Consider the following 14,817-nt stretch of genomic DNA (forward strand, 5'->3'; position numbering starts at 1 on the left):
AAGGTCTGTGTTCAGTTGTGACCGGGCCGTCAGTCATCGCAGTGCAAAGATTCTCGGATTTTCGGACCAGTTGCCTGAAGGTCCGCGGGGCAAACATTTAGTGGGTGAACAACAGCAGCGCAGAGTGTGGCTTGTGCGGCCGTACCTGGGGGCCGCCTTACTCAATAAGGCATGAGCCGGGGGAAGTCGGCACAGTGGTTGATTGGTGCAATAACCTTCATCATTGCCCAGAGCATGAAGGCAATGACGATGGAGAAACGCATGACCCGCCTCGAGTCCCCCCGCGACCCCGTTGAGTCTGGCCTTCCAGGCTTGAGCGCCTTGATCGCCCGGCACCTCCCCAGCACAGGGGACCTGGTCACCCGGCTACCGGCCCTGAGCCTGCACCGTCGCGCCTCACCCACCGAGCCGATGCCCTGCATCTACGGCCTGGGCCTGGGCGTAGTGGCGCAGGGCAGCAAGCAAGTCATGCAGCAGCGCGCCGTGCTGCATTACCAGGCGGGGCAGGGCATGTTGACCAGCATCGACCAGCCCGTGGTGTCCCAAGTCGCGCTGGCGTCACCTGCCAAGCCCTTCCTGGGGCTGATGCTGACCCTCGACCCCAGCCAGGTCATGCGCACGGTTGAAGACCTGCAACTGCCAGCGCCTCCTAAGGCCGGCACTCACCAGGCCATTGTCATCGCCGAACTCGACAGCGGCGTGGTGCGTGCGCTGGAGCGCCTGCTCGGGCTGCTGGACGAGCCTGCGTTGTTCGACCATCTCGCCCCGCTGGTACAGCAGGAGATCATCGTCAGGCTGCTGGTCGGCGAGCAGGGTGTCGCCCTGCGTCACCTGGTTACCGCCGGCTCGCCGATGCAGCAGATCGCCAAGGTGGTCGCCTGGCTGAAGCAACACCTGGCCGAGCCGATGCGTATCGACGACCTGGCCGAGTGGGTGCATATGAGCCCCTCGACCTTCCGCCAGCATTTCCGCGAACTGACCGGCGTCAGCCCGTTGCAGTTCCACAAGCAATTGCGCTTGCAGGAGGCCCGGCAATTGATGTTCAACCAGCATCTGGACGCAGGCCAGGCGGCGGGACGGGTGGGCTACGAGAGTGCCTCGCAGTTCAGTCGCGAGTACAGCCGAGCCTTTGGCGCACCGCCGCAGCGGGATGTGCGGCGCATGCGCCAGCAAGGTTGAATGCCCCGGTGCGCCTAATGCTGGGGCGCGATGCCTATTCGACCTGGGAGTCGGCCCTCGCCAGGCGGGGCTGGCCAGTTGGCGCGGGTGGCGCAGACACCGCATTCGAGGGTGGAGACCCTGCGTTGATGAGCGCGTGAGGGCTGCAAGGTGTTCGCCGCAACCCTTATAGCGCCTATCCGATCGAGCGCCGCCCGCGCGACGCTCAATCTCACAGGCGCTGCAGGACCATCGTAGCCCTACGTAATAGGCAATGTGTCGAGGGCGTTGGCGTAAGTCTTTCAGCATATTGATGGCACTAGAATTATTGTTGTACGCGGTCTGGCGGGGACGGTTGCTGGTCCTTGTTAGTTTCAACTCTCCTTGAAACGTGCAAGCAAGGAGTTGGATTAGGCAAAAATCCCCGCCACCACATTCCTATACTGGCCTCCAACGAACGGCAAACCCTCGTGGAGGCAACACCATGCAAGACGTCCAGTTCAACAACCGCAACATCGTGATGGCCGGCCACCTTTACCTGCCGAGCGCATTCGATGAAAGCCAGCAGTACCCTGCGATCGTTACCGTCCACCCAGGTGGTGGCGTCAAGGAGCAGACCGCCGGCACCTACGCCCGGCTGCTGGCTGAACAGGGCTTCGTCACCTTGGCCTTCGATGCCTCCTACCAGGGCGCCAGCGGCGGCGAACCGCACTTCCTCGATGAGCCGATGAACCGCGTGGCCGATGTGTACAGCGCCGTCGACTACCTGACCACCCTCGGTTTCGTCGACGCCCAGCGCATCGGTGTGCTGGGGATCTGCGCCGGTGGCGGTTTCGCGGCCAAGGCGGCTTCGGTCGACCGCCGCATCAAGGCGCTGGCCACCGCCAGCGCGGTCAACGTCGGCACCGCCACCCGCCAAGGCTGGGAGGGCAAGGGCTCGATCAACGACCTGCTGCCGGTGCTCGACGCCCTGGCCGGCCAGCGCACGGCCGAAGCGGCCGGTGCCGCGCCGGTCTACGCGCCTTATGTGCCGCAACTGGGCGACACCAGCGCGCCGCGTGATCTGCAGGAAGCCGCCGACTACTACCTGACGCCCCGCGCCCAGCACCCCAACGCGCAGAACAAGATGCTGATGAACGGCCTGGGCGCCTGGGTCGCCTTCGATGCCTTCGACCTGGTCGAGCAGTTGTTGACCCAGCCCACGCTGGTCATCGCCGGCAGCGAGGCCGGTTCGCTGTGGCACAGCCAGGAGCTGCACGCCAAGGCGCAGGGCAAGAAAGAGCTGGTGGTGCTGGACGGCCTGGCGCACATGGACCTGTACGACGGCCCTGGGGTCAGTACGGCCATGGAACACCTTGTGCCGTTCTTCCAGGCCAACCTCTGATCACTCGCTACGCCCTGTGCATACGATCTATCTGGAGAAACCCATGAGCGATATCACCATCAAGCACGTCCGCTACCAGAACCTGGGCTGGGAGACCGCTGCAGACCTGTACCTGCCGCCAGGCTTCGACCCTGCCAAACAGTACCCGGCCATCGTCAGCACTCATCCGATCGGCAGCTGCAAGGAGCAGACCTCGGGCAATGTCTACGGCGCAGGCCTGGCCAGGGAGGGCTTCGTGGTGATCGCCTTCGATGCCAGCTTCCAGGGCGCCAGCGGCGGTGAGCCGCGCTTCATGGAAGACCCGTCGATCCGCGTGTCCGACATCCGTTACGCCATCGACTACCTGGTGACGCTGCCCTATGTCGACCCGGCACGCATCGGCGCGATCGGCATCTGTGGCGGTGGTGCCTACACCGTGCATGCCGCCATCACCGACCACCGCATCAAGGCGCTGGTCTCGATCACCGGGGTCAACTTCGGCCGCCTGATCCGCGAAGGCTTCAGCCATTTCCAGCCGGTTGCGGCGCTGCAGGCCATGGCCGCCCAGCGCATCGCCGAAGCCCAGGGCGGCGCGCGCAACGTGATCAACTACCTGCCGAACTCGGTCGAGGAGGGGCGCCAGGCGGGCATCACCGATATCGACGTGCTCGAAGCGACCGACTACTACAAGACGCCGCGCGGGCAGCAGCCCAACGGTGCCACCAGCGGCCTGTTCTCGTTCAACAGCGCGGCGTTCGGCTGGGATGCCTTCCTCAACGCCGAATCGCTGCTGACCCAGCCGCTGCTGGTGGTCATCGGCGACAAGCCAGGCGCTTTCGGCGCGTACCGCGATGGCTGGGAAATCTATGGCCGGGCGGCCTCCACCGACAAGCAGATCTACGTGGCCGAAGGCTGGTCGCACTACGACCTGTACGACAAGCCCGAACCCGTCGCGTTGGCCATGGCGCAAGCCGTACCTTTCCTGCGCAAGCATCTGCAGTGATCCCCTCGGCTGACCAGCGCTCCCTGCGCTGGTTCGCCCGTCTAGCGAGTTAGCCCATGAACGCGCCTTTCGAACCGTTGCGGCCGTCTTTTGCCGACAGCCGCGCACTGGCCCAGGCCATCGCCCGCATCGCGCCCTCGGACGGCGACTACGAGACGGCCATACCCGGCCTGACCCTGCACCGCCGCCGCGCCGTCACCCAACCCATGCACTGCATCTACGGCCTGGGGTTGGGGATCACCGCCCAGGGTCAGAAACAGGTCGTGCTTGGCGAGCAGGTCCTGCGTTTCGGGCCGGGCCAGTCATTGCTGAGCGCCGTCGACCTGCCCGTGGTGTCCACGGTGGTGGAGGGCAGCCATACCGAGCCGTTTCTTGGCTTGATGCTGCACCTGGCGCCCCAGGAGATCCTGCACCTGGCCACCGAACTGCGCCTGCCATCGCCCACCCGCGACTGCGGCTTCTGCTCGCTGGCCGTGGAGCCCGTGACCGAGGGGTTGCTGGATGCCGTGCTGCGCCTGGTGCAGTTGCTGCCCGACCCGGTGCTGCTGCCGTACCTGGCCCCGCTGATCCAGCGCGAGATCGCCTACCGCCTGCTGACCGGGCCCCATGGCGCGCAGCTGCGCCACCTGACCAACCAGGGCGCGCCCAGCCAGCAGATCGCCGGCGCCATCAACTGGCTCAAGCGCCACTTTGCCGAGCCGCTGAACATCGAGCAGCTGGCCGCCAGTTGCCACATGAGCCCTTCGACCTTCCGCCAGCACTTTCGCACGATCACAGGCTCCAGCCCGCTGCAGTACCAGAAGCAACTGCGTCTGCAGGAAGCCCGCCAGCTGATGCTCACGCAGAACCTCGATGCCAGCGTGACCGCCGCGCGGGTCGGCTACGAAAGCGCCTCGCAGTTCAGCCGTGAATACGCCCGGCTGTTTGGCGAGCCACCCCAGCGGGATATCCGCCGCCTGCGCCTGAACTGAACCACCGCCTTTGTCACCGGCTGGCACGCACACGCCGGCCCCGTCTGGAAAGCACCATGCATTCGAACTACCCCGAACTGGCCTTGGCCGACTGAGCGACGCGGTGTGCCTCGCAAGGTGCTGCGTGTCGGCGTCAGCCGCCTTTGCGGTCCTCTTCCGTGACGACCCGAGTATCGATGCTCACCACCACCGACATCCCCGGGCGCAGGCGCTGGGCCTGGGGTTGGTCGGGGTCGACGCTGACGCGCACGGGGATGCGCTGGGCAATCTTGACGAAGTTGCCGGTGGCGTTGTCGGCCTGCAACAGCGCGAATTCGGAGCCGGTGGCGGGTGAAATGCGCTGCACGTGCCCGTGCAGCTTCAGGTGGTCGAGCGCATCGACGGTGAAGGTCACCGGTTGGCCGATACGCACCTTGTCCATCTGGGTTTCCTTCATGTTGGCGATCACCCACACGGTATCGGGCACCAGTGCCATCAGCTGCGCGCCGGAATTGACGTAAGCCCCCAGGCGCACGCCGATCTGCCCCAGCTGGCCATCACGCGGGGCGGTGACCCGGGTGTTGTCCAGGTCGATGCGGGCCAGCTCCAGTGTCGCCTTGGCGTTCTCCACCGAGGCCTCTAGCGAGTCGCGGTTGACGATCACCGTCTGCAGGTCCTGGCGGGCGATTTCCAGGGCGGCCTTGGCCTGGGCGAGGGCAGCCGTGGCACGGCTGTTGGCGGCGCGGGTGATGTCCAGGTCGCTGCGCGACACCGAGCCATCGCGAATCAAGGCTTCGTTGCGCTGTAAGTCGGCGCGGCTTTTTTGTGCCTGGGATTCGTTGTCGGCGATCGCCGCCCGTTGCTGGCTGTGGTGGTCGGACGACAGAATCTTCATGTTGAGTCGATGCATGCAGACGGCATGCGTCAGGAGTTTATACCAGCACCATATCCGTTTGGATAAATCGGTTTGGGACTGGATTAACGCTCATCTCTGATGAACATCAGACGTTAAAGGGGCGCTCAGTAAAGAACGCCCCTGATTTGGGCCTCATTATGAGGCTTTGAGGTGTCTACGAAACCAGGGGCTATTCACTTGCCAGGTGAACAAAGGGTTCGCAGGCGAAGATGGCCGTGAGCTATCATCCCAACCCTCGTATCAGGCTCACCGGAAGTTCGCCTTCCCGCTCAGACCCAAGATCGATCATTCAATCTTCGGCAGATGAACGCCTGGTAGCCGCCAGCCTGCTTGGAGACACGGATGTTCATTCGCTTGCGCGCCTTCTATAACCGGGCATTAGATGCCTCTAACGCCTGGACTAATAAGAACCGCAGCAAGCTAGCTGCTTTGAAGCGGTACCCACGTGCGGCCGTCAGCGCCTATCAGGCCGCACGTGCGTTCTTGGCCGCGCCCTCTCATGAGAATCTGTTCCAGCCGCTAACCCCAGTGCTCATCGAGCCTGGGAAGATCCAGCGGTATGAGCGTGAGTTATTGAATGGGCTGAGGAACGATCAAGTCAGGAACATCGCGATCACGGGGGAATACGGGGCAGGGAAGAGCAGCGTGCTTCGAACCTTCGTCCATCGCCACCCCGAGTTCGTCTACGCGTTTGTTTCGCTAGCCACATTCGGCAAAGACACCGAGATCTCTGGGGCCTATGAGCTTGTTACCGATACCGACGTGGCCTCGGAATCTCCGCGCTCATCCGAGCCTTCTGCAAAGACAGGGCAGGAATCCAAAGCCGAGGAAAATAAGGCTGAATCCGATCTCGTTGCCAGGATCGAGGAGACGATCGTCCAGCAGCTCCTGTACGCCGTCCCTGCAAAGACACTTCCCAAGACCCGCCTTAAGAGAATCGACCAAGCCTCGGGCCTGAATATATGGTGGAAAACGCTCTGCTATGGCCTCCTCATTTTGGCGGCGCTGAGACTGTACGTTCCTGTGGCAGATAAGCTGCCCAAGATTGAACCGGCCTGGCTCCTGGAATGGCTGCTGTGGATCCCGAGCCCGCTCGCCGTCGGAATCGCCGCGTTAGGGTGCATACACCTGCTACACACGTGCCTGCGTCTGAGTTCGCTGTTCAGTATTGATGGTTTGACCCTCAAAGGAGGCAAGCTGGAGACCACCCACCATGGCTCCGTCCTGCACAAAAATATCGATGAGATCATTTACTGCTTTGAGCGAAGCAGCATTGACGTGGTGATCATTGAGGATCTCGACCGATTCGGCATTCATGACGTGTTCACCCGATTGCGGGAAATCAATTTCATCATCAAGCAATCACCTCAGGTGAAACGACCTGTCTATTTCGTCTACGCGCTGCGCGATGAAATGTTCGTCGTCGGCGAGAAAACCAAATTTTTTGACCTCATCGTCCCTGTGATCCCCGTCATCAACTCGGAAAACTCCCAGGAAAAGATGATGGAGCTTCTGAACCTTCGAACCTTCAAATCGAAACCCTTGGGCGAACACCTCGACCGTCGACTGGTGGAGACGGTCTGCTACTACATCGATGACCTCCGGCTGGTGAAAAATATCGTCAATGAATTCGATATGTTTTCAAATATCCTTGCCAGCGGCCTACGCCTGGAGCCAGATAAGCTGTTTGCGATTGTCGCCATCCGAAATCTCCATCCCGGCGCGTATGCCGACCTGGTCAAACGGAGGGGGGCGATCTATGGGGTCATCAAAGGCCTCGATATCTGGAAAATCCAGCAGAACAGCGCCAATGCCAAGCGACTTGATGACTTGCGGCTTGAGCGGGATGAGCGAGTCGCCGAGCTGGCCAACAATGTCACTGAGCTGAGGGCCTACGTTTGGTTCACGCTTCTTAGATTGACCGAATCCAGCATCGCGACTCATGTCCGAGGTGGTGGTAACCGGTACACGCCACAACAGTTCGTAACCGACGAGGTATTCGACTTCCTGAAGAGTAATGCCACGATCCTCACAACGGATGCCGTGCAGCAATATGGGCAGGCGACTAGTTACGCCTCTCGGAACGTCTCAATGACTGAGCTACTCACCGCTACATCCTATGAGCGGCGCCATGCTTTGCTTGGGCGGCGACTTAGCGCAATCGCAGATGAAATCGCTTCGGTGCAGAGGCAATCGGATCAGGTCATCAGGATGTCGTTCACGACCGCCGTCAAGAAAGGGTATGGAGAGGTAGTAAGGAGCAATCTTCCAGGCTTGGATGTCGTGAGCTATCTGATGCAGCATGGCTTTCTCGATGCCGACTACACCGACTACCTAGGTTATTTCTATCAGGGTTCTCTGACGCCTGGTGACAAAGATCTGATCCTTTCGTTGAGACGTGGCGTGCTGCCTGAAGTCTCCGCGCCTGTCGACAACCCGAGTACCGTGCTGGAGAAGCTTAAGAGCGACGAGCTCGACGAGGGTAGGGGGATCATCGTCGATTTGATCGCCTGTCTCAGCGCCCGACCAAGCTCGCTCTCGGCTGGCTCAGCAGACACACAGCTAAGCAATATACTGAGGAGCGGCCTGGACGAGCACACCGAACGAATGGCCATCGCAGTGCGCGAGCTTTTGAGTCGAACTGACGCGGCTGGATTTATTCGCGCCGTGTACCGCCTCGAACCCAAACTGTTTAATAGCCTTTTCAACGCTAGGGACAAGGGTGACGCTGGTGGCGTTTTTGAAGGAAGCGAGGCCCGTCAGTCCCTCGTCAAAGCAATCGTCGACAACCTGCCGGAATCCGACTTCAAGACCCTGGCCGGTGATTCCTCGACGGATCTGGTGCCTACAATCGATGGGCTGGAAGATGCTTCACGGCTGATGCCAGGACTAGAGAGCAATCTGGGAGCATGGGCGTGGCTCAGGGCGTACCCAGTCCAGTTTGCCTCACTGGGCCATACGATGAGTCTCGCAGACCTCGAAAGGCTGATTGACTGGGGCTGCATCAAGATCAACCTGCCTATGCTATCGCTGATATGCGCGAAGTCAGAAGCTGGACAGGATTCTAAAGACGCCAAATCCGAACCTGCAGATGTGGGCATCGTGTCCTTGCGTAGGCTACAGGCTTTGGGCATCAATGGGCTCGGTAATTATCTGCTCTCTCACGCCGATGAGCTCGGTAGCGCATTGTTAGATCAGTCTGCTGTCCTGGATGAATCAAGCGACTCCTTGACCAGCTTACTAGCAGAAGTGGACGCAGATCACGATCTGACAAATAGACTCTTCGATCACACGACCTGTGACCTACACACACTCACTGACGCCCCGAGATATCTTTGGGCAAAGGCACTTGAGAGTGATCGCTTGGTGGCCAAAGCTGACGCAGTGTGGATTTTTTTTGAGAAAGTCGTTGGGCTAGACGGCAACGTCTCGGACGAAGAAATCGGATCGGAACCCACAGCGGTATTCACCGGTTTCATCGCTCGGAATGCTTCGTCTCTCAAGGGCACGCTGTGGCAGTCAACGAGCGCAGACTGGTCGCTGCAACAGTATCTTCTGAGCTCCACCGGTATCAGTAATGACGTGCTTCAGGTATTGCTCGATGGCGTCGTGCTTCAAGACTTAGCAATGATAAAAACAGCGCTACCTGAGGGTCGCTGGGGCATGCTGGTAGCCTCATCATTTTTGCCATACAGCTCGGAAGTCAGGGAGATCGTACTGAATACTTGCCCACACCTCGAAGGCAAGTACCTGGTTGAACGCTGGGATCTAGCAAAAGCAGAGATCGATATCAGCTCGCTCCAGCTCGACACGATGCTCACGCTGAGCAAAAGCAAAGCGCTGTCACTCACACAGAAAATTCAGATGTGGTCAGGGCTTAGCCTGGAGACGATTGAAAGCAAACCGGAAGCGGTTCCAGAGCTCGGCCGTGTATCTATGCTGGCCAATCAAGCCGGCGTAAGGTTTGCTGATTCGCTGATGCCTGTGCTGAGACATCTGGTTCGCAACGCGAGCCTCACCCCAGAGCAGCGCTCTGAAATGCTGACACAATGTCTTCCCGGGATGAAGTGGCCGGACATTGCTGCAGCTCTAGGGTTGCTCGACGATGAGGACTTCAAAACCGTGAGCGCGAAGGTCAAGAAGATCAAGGTGAGAAACACCGAGTCAAACCGGAGGTTGGTCAACGCGATGAAATCTGAAGGGTACTTGGCAACGGTGACCATTGAGGACGACGTCATCATCGCAACCACCAGGCCCTCGTCAATGATATCGGAGAACGGATGGCTCTAGTCTAAGCGCTGAAGGTAGCAGCTTACCGACCACCGTAGAGCGCCAGATAGGGCTTGTCGCTGATCGCATGGGAGTAAACCTGACCCTCGCACATGACTTCTCTAGCTGCTCGTAAGAACAGCATGGGCGAGGGGAGTGCAGACGTGAAACATGGGGCTGTTCTTGTGCCAGCAGGCGGGGCATGCTGGAGCTGTAACGTGGATGCAAACCAACTCGATAGGCCCCTTAGCCCTGACGCCCTAGGACTGTTTCTCCCGGAGTATTCTGAACCCATTTGCGCTCGCTTAACATCCATGGCAGGCCCGAACCACCATCGGCATATGGTTCGGGGTGGCTGAGGCTTCACTAGCTACTTGTCGTACTTGGAAGGCAATGGGCTGTCGTAGTTAACGTCAACCATGTCCAAGTTCTTCAGCTCGAAATTGGCGTAGCTCGTCCCCTGTGACGTCCGTATTGAGCCGGCGAAACTCCAAGGTGTTGTCGGATCGATACCGGATATAACGGCTTACTACAGAGCGCACGGAGTAAATGGGGCCTACAATCCCGGATTCACCCAGCTTGGTCGTGTAAGGCCTTGTGTTTCTAGCGCGTTGTTTCGCCACATGCCAAGCTTTTGATTTTCTGAGAAATGGGGGTTTGTGGGGATTTGACCGGAGGTATGTGGGATTGGACAACTCAGGAGGTCACCTCCCATAATATTCAATTTAACATAATATACATTATGCGCACATTGCTACTGACTGGCCACACCCTGACTAGGCCAGTTCGTGAGCTGCGCACTCTGCTTTTTCGCGCCTGACTGGTCATACCGTCCGCTATTCGATTTAATCGTCTGCAGGAATCCATCAGCCCTCGAGGTTTGCATGAAGCATTGTTTCACCGTAATGATCAGCTTGTTGGTGCTCGCAGGCTGCGACGTCTCCATCAATACCAACGCTCCCATCACCAACGCGGCACCGGCAGTCACGCTCTCCGAACCTGGCTCTGCGCAACAACAGCGGCTGCTGGTCGATACGGCGACAGAGTTCTTGCTGTTGCTTGATGCTGGAAGAATCGATATGACCTGGCCGTCGGTTGGCTCGGTACTCAAGGCGGCATCAACCGAGTCGAACTGGGTAAAAGGCATCAGTGGCTTGCGCACGGGGCTTGGCGAACTGCAGCAACGCGGTCAGTTCCAGATCGCGTTCACCAAACAGTTACCGGATGCGCCACCTGGTCATTATGCTGCCATTCAGACCCAGTCAAGGTTTGCAAACATGACCGTCACTGAAGCCGTGCTGCTCAGTGAAGAAGCTGATCAATGGCGGGTTGTCGGCTACAACATCAGTAAAGCCGTCGAGGTCTCCGCTGGGGTTCGGCTCTTCTAATCGCGGCGCTCAACCACTGCGAAAATGGTGAACGACGCCCCTCGCGGCAGCAAACTTTATTGAATGATTTATATAACTCAACTAAATACTCATTTAGTTGAGTTATCGTTACACGTGCGTGCTTGTTGAAGGCCGTTTAGTTAAGCCAAATCAAGATAAATGCAACCACACTGGAAAGGCTCACCGCTGCACCGATAGCGGACACCCAGTCACTGCCCTTGGGATCCTTGAATCGACCCAGTGTCACGCCCTTCAAGAACCCGTAGCCGATAAAATAAAGCAAGACCTCCCAAAACAGGTGGACCAGGAAATCGAGCATGCCGCCTCTCCTGCTGCGCGCTCCAACGGCAGCCAAGCCGGGTTTCTCAACTAAGGGGCCTTTGCTACAAACCATTTGCCAGCCTGCTCGAATGACTCTGCTAGCCCCACTGACCTGTGCTCGGCACCAAGTAAAGCTTGAAAATAGGTTAACGCCAGCACCGCGAGCTGAAATAAAACTGTAATTTAAATCAAACACCTGCCTTGATCTGCCCGTGCCCTGCCCTCGCCTTGAACGCCCCTCGCCCGTCCACCCACCGCAACACGATACCCGCTTGTCATGCGGCGAATCGCACCCAGCAATCTATGCTCACCAGACCTACCTCATGGAGCCGTTCGATATGGATATTCGGCAGAAAACCATCGGTTTTGGTCTGGTCAGCATTCTCGCCGCCTTGCTGCTCGGCGGCAGCGGCCTGCTCGCCGAGCATGACCAGAACCAGGCGCTGACGCGCAACGAGGACAGCATGTCCGCCCTGCGCAACCACATGGAGGGCGACATGATGCACGATGCCCTGCGTGCCGACGTGCTGGCCGCGTTGCTGGTCAAACCTGGCGACGTCGATACCGCCAACCAGGTGCTGGCCGACCTCGACGAGCATGCTAAATGGTTCCAGAGCGTGATCCAGAGCAATCTCAAGCTGCCGCTGGACGCGGATCTGCACGATGCCATCAGCGAACTTGGCCCACTGCTCGACAACTACATCGCCAGCGCCACATCGATCATCCAGCTGGCACTGAAGTCTCCCGAGCAGGCACAGGCTCAGTTGCCCTCATTCATGGAGGCGTTCAAGGAACTGGAGGAGCGCAACAGTAGGCTGAGCGACCTGATTGCAAGCAACGCCGACAAAAGCCGCGCGCAAAGCAAGGCGACCCTGCATCAGGGCATTGCCGTGCTGATAGGCGGCATGGTCCTGGCGACGCTGGTCCTGGCGCTGTGCACGTTCATGCTGCTGCGATCGGTACTGCGCCCCCTGCGCCAGACCGTGGCCGTGGCCGAACGGATCGCCCAGGGCGACCTCACCACCGAAATACGGGTGCACGAGCGCGACGAAACCGGCCACCTATTGCGCTCACTGGCCGACATGCGCGACAGCCTGAGCGCCATGATCAAGGCGATCAACGAAGAAAACCAGCAACTGCACGACGTCGCCGAGGAGCTGGGCCAGGCTTCGAGCGGCCTGGTCGAACGTACCAGCCAGCAGTCGGAAAGCGCGGTGAGCATGGCTTCGGCCACCGAACAGATGATCGCCAACCTGTCGCAGATCGCCGAGCATGCTCGCGATGCGCAGTCGATCTCCGGGCAGTCGGAGCGCCTGGCCAGTGATGGTGGTGAAGTCATCCTCAATGTCGTGGGCGGCATGCAGGGCATCGATGAAGCGGTGCACCGCTCTTCCGAGACCATCACGGTACTGGGGCAAAGCTCCGAGGAAATCTATTCCATCGTCCAGGTGATCAACACCATTGCCGAGCAGACCAACCTGTTGGCGCTCAACGCGGCCATCGAGGCGGCGCGGGCAGGCGACGCCGGCCGCGGCTTTGCCGTGGTCGCCGACGAAGTGCGGGGCCTGGCCGCGCGCACGGCGCAATCGACACGCGAGATCGCCGACATGATCGAGCGCATTCGCCAGAGCACGGGCAACGCGGTACAAAGCATGCAAACCGGCGTCACCCGGGTACGCGCCGGCGTGGAACTGGCCACCCAGGCCGGCGCCTCGATCCAGCAGATTCGCGAAGGCGCGCGCCAGGCCGCCTCGGTGGTGGAGGAGATCTCCCACACCATTGGCGAACAGACCCTGGCCAGCCAGGAGGTCGCCCACCAGGTCGAACGGATCGCGCGGATGTCCAGGGAGAGCACTGAGACCACACGGCAACTGGCTTCGACCGCGCAGCGCCTGGGTGACATTGCACAGGGCATGCAAGCCAGCGTTTCGCGCTTTCGGGTATGAAGGTTCGGGTGCCTGCGGGCACCCTGCCCTTATAGACAACACATATTGGACATCGCAACAAATAACTCAGTCAGATATCCAGCGCAGGGCATCGACACGTATTCGAGTTATAGCCTGCGAATATATTTGACAGTGTGCCTCAACGCTCTATATTCCCTCCTCGGCAACTGGAAGGAGTCCGGCTTGCCACTTCTATAGTCACACTACTGTCAGGAACGACATGATGTTTTTGCTCATGGATGATGCATATCTGCGACACTCCGCCCACCTCGAACTTATTGACCGGCGCTTGGCTGCAGCCCTCGTTACCTGAGGTAGCTCGCCGCCACAACTGCCCTTGCTCGTGCCTGTGACTTGCCCTGGGTAATCACAGCGCCCGCCTGCCGCCAATAACTATATTCAGGTGTGCCATGACCTCGACCACCGTGCTGCATAAGTCCGTTTCCACGCCCGTGGATATCGAGACGCGTACCGACGCCTTTGATTACCGCCCAGGCCATATCAACGATATTCCTCGACTCGCCCAGTTGTTCCAAAGCGTCTACGGGCAAACCACCCACCCTTGCCAAAGCCCGGGCTATATCCGCAGTTCAATGGACTCCGGGCAACAACAATGGTTTGTCGCCGAACTCGACAGCTTTCTTGTCGGTTGCTGTTGTGTCGCTCGGCGCCCGTGGAACCAGTCCTGGGAAATGTCCCATGGCGTGGTCCACCCGGCCGCACGCAGAACCGGGGCGATTTCCAACCTGGTCAGACTGGGACTGGAGCGCCATCGGCCACACGCCATGGAGTTGGGTTTCTACGTCACGCGCAACATTGCAAGCCATGCCTTGATGAAGAAGATCAGGCCAGGCGTGCTGGTGGGGCACGACGGCGGGCCGGACAAGGTCGACGACATCAGGGAGTACCACCTGACCGCCCTGCTCCCCCCGGCGCAGGAAGGTTTCGTGCATGTCGCGCCGGGGTACGCGCATAACGACGTGGCCGGCCCGATCATCGCCAGGCTGTACGATGCACTGCGGCTCACCCCACAGCCCGGCGCCTACCCGGCCACTTGCCTGAGCGGCCCACCCGGTGCGCAAGTGCACGGCCCGTTGCGCTTCAACCATGAGCCGGGGGCCGACGCACTGATGGTGTCCGGCCAGGTCGGCGACAACCCGACGCAGCAAGCGACGCTGCAGGCACTCACTGCCCTCCTCCAGCGCCATCCCCAGGTGCAGTACTTCAGCGTGCATATCCTCGCCGACAAGCTGGAACTGCTCGCCGGCCTGGTCGGCCTTGGCTTTGCGATCACTGCCTACCTGCCGGCCTGGCACCTGGAGGGCGGTGTTCGCTACGACTGCATCCTGCTGGTCTTCGAAGTATTCGCCGACGCCCCTCGCAGCCATGGCTTCGATGATGAGGTGGCGTTCTTCGACCAGGCCTACGCGAAGTTGGCCGACAGCCTCTGCGCCATCGCCCTGCAATGAAAGCGCCTCTTACCTACCGTGCATTCCCATCCCG

General features: G+C 59.9%; 8 protein-coding genes and 3 pseudogenes. 9 read left to right on the forward strand and 2 right to left on the reverse strand.

Annotated features, from left to right (window positions below):
• Positions 1-261 precede the first annotated feature (261 nt).
• The 4 genes from PSEEN_RS12840 (at position 262) to PSEEN_RS12855 (ending at position 4,495) form a co-directional block, all read left to right on the forward strand.
• Entirely contained in the window at positions 262-1,179 is a 918-nt protein-coding gene (locus PSEEN_RS12840) for an AraC family transcriptional regulator (protein WP_011533948.1), read from the forward strand.
• Positions 1,180-1,642: 463 nt separating this feature from the next.
• Complete coding sequence (locus PSEEN_RS12845) at positions 1,643-2,542, forward strand: alpha/beta hydrolase (protein WP_011533949.1); 900 nt, start codon at positions 1,643-1,645, stop codon at positions 2,540-2,542.
• A 43-nt stretch (positions 2,543-2,585) separates the two neighbouring features.
• Positions 2,586-3,524 (forward strand): alpha/beta hydrolase, encoded by a 939-nt coding sequence (locus tag PSEEN_RS12850; RefSeq protein WP_011533950.1) that lies wholly within the window; start codon positions 2,586-2,588, stop codon positions 3,522-3,524.
• Positions 3,525-3,580: 56 nt separating this feature from the next.
• Positions 3,581-4,495, forward strand: a complete 915-nt coding sequence (locus tag PSEEN_RS12855) for an AraC family transcriptional regulator (RefSeq protein ID WP_011533951.1) — start codon at positions 3,581-3,583, stop codon at positions 4,493-4,495.
• Between the two features lie 133 nt (positions 4,496-4,628).
• On the opposite strand, the pseudogene PSEEN_RS12860 reads toward PSEEN_RS12855, so the two are convergent.
• Positions 4,629-5,342 (reverse strand): annotated as a pseudogene (locus PSEEN_RS12860) (HlyD family efflux transporter periplasmic adaptor subunit); the annotation flags it as partial.
• A 390-nt stretch (positions 5,343-5,732) separates the two neighbouring features.
• Between PSEEN_RS12860 and PSEEN_RS12865 the strand changes: the two are divergent.
• Positions 5,733-9,680 (forward strand): YobI family P-loop NTPase, encoded by a 3,948-nt coding sequence (locus tag PSEEN_RS12865; RefSeq protein WP_011533953.1) that lies wholly within the window; start codon positions 5,733-5,735, stop codon positions 9,678-9,680.
• An 863-nt stretch (positions 9,681-10,543) separates the two neighbouring features.
• On the forward strand, positions 10,544-11,047 hold the full coding sequence (locus tag PSEEN_RS12870) for a DUF4019 domain-containing protein (RefSeq protein ID WP_044488089.1): 504 nt from the start codon (positions 10,544-10,546) through the stop codon (positions 11,045-11,047).
• 136 nt (positions 11,048-11,183) lie between these two features.
• On the opposite strand, the gene PSEEN_RS12875 is transcribed toward PSEEN_RS12870, so the two are convergent.
• Positions 11,184-11,366 carry a hypothetical protein gene (locus PSEEN_RS12875; protein WP_044488091.1) on the reverse strand — a complete coding sequence of 61 codons (183 nt, stop codon included), beginning with the start codon at positions 11,364-11,366 and terminating at the stop codon, positions 11,184-11,186.
• 946 nt (positions 11,367-12,312) lie between these two features.
• Here PSEEN_RS12875 and PSEEN_RS27305 point away from each other — a divergent pair.
• From PSEEN_RS27305 to PSEEN_RS12885, 3 genes and pseudogenes are all read left to right on the forward strand, one after another.
• Positions 12,313-12,456: pseudogene (locus PSEEN_RS27305) on the forward strand (HAMP domain-containing protein); the annotation flags it as partial.
• 48 nt (positions 12,457-12,504) lie between these two features.
• A pseudogene (locus tag PSEEN_RS27310) lies at positions 12,505-13,314 on the forward strand (methyl-accepting chemotaxis protein); the annotation flags it as partial.
• A 410-nt stretch (positions 13,315-13,724) separates the two neighbouring features.
• Positions 13,725-14,783, forward strand: coding sequence for a GNAT family N-acetyltransferase (locus PSEEN_RS12885; RefSeq protein WP_011533957.1), 1,059 nt, complete (start codon positions 13,725-13,727; stop codon positions 14,781-14,783).
• The last annotated feature ends 34 nt before the right edge of the window (positions 14,784-14,817 follow it).

The organism is Pseudomonas entomophila L48, assembly GCF_000026105.1.
GTDB classification, from domain to species: Bacteria; Pseudomonadota; Gammaproteobacteria; order Pseudomonadales; family Pseudomonadaceae; genus Aquipseudomonas; species Aquipseudomonas entomophila.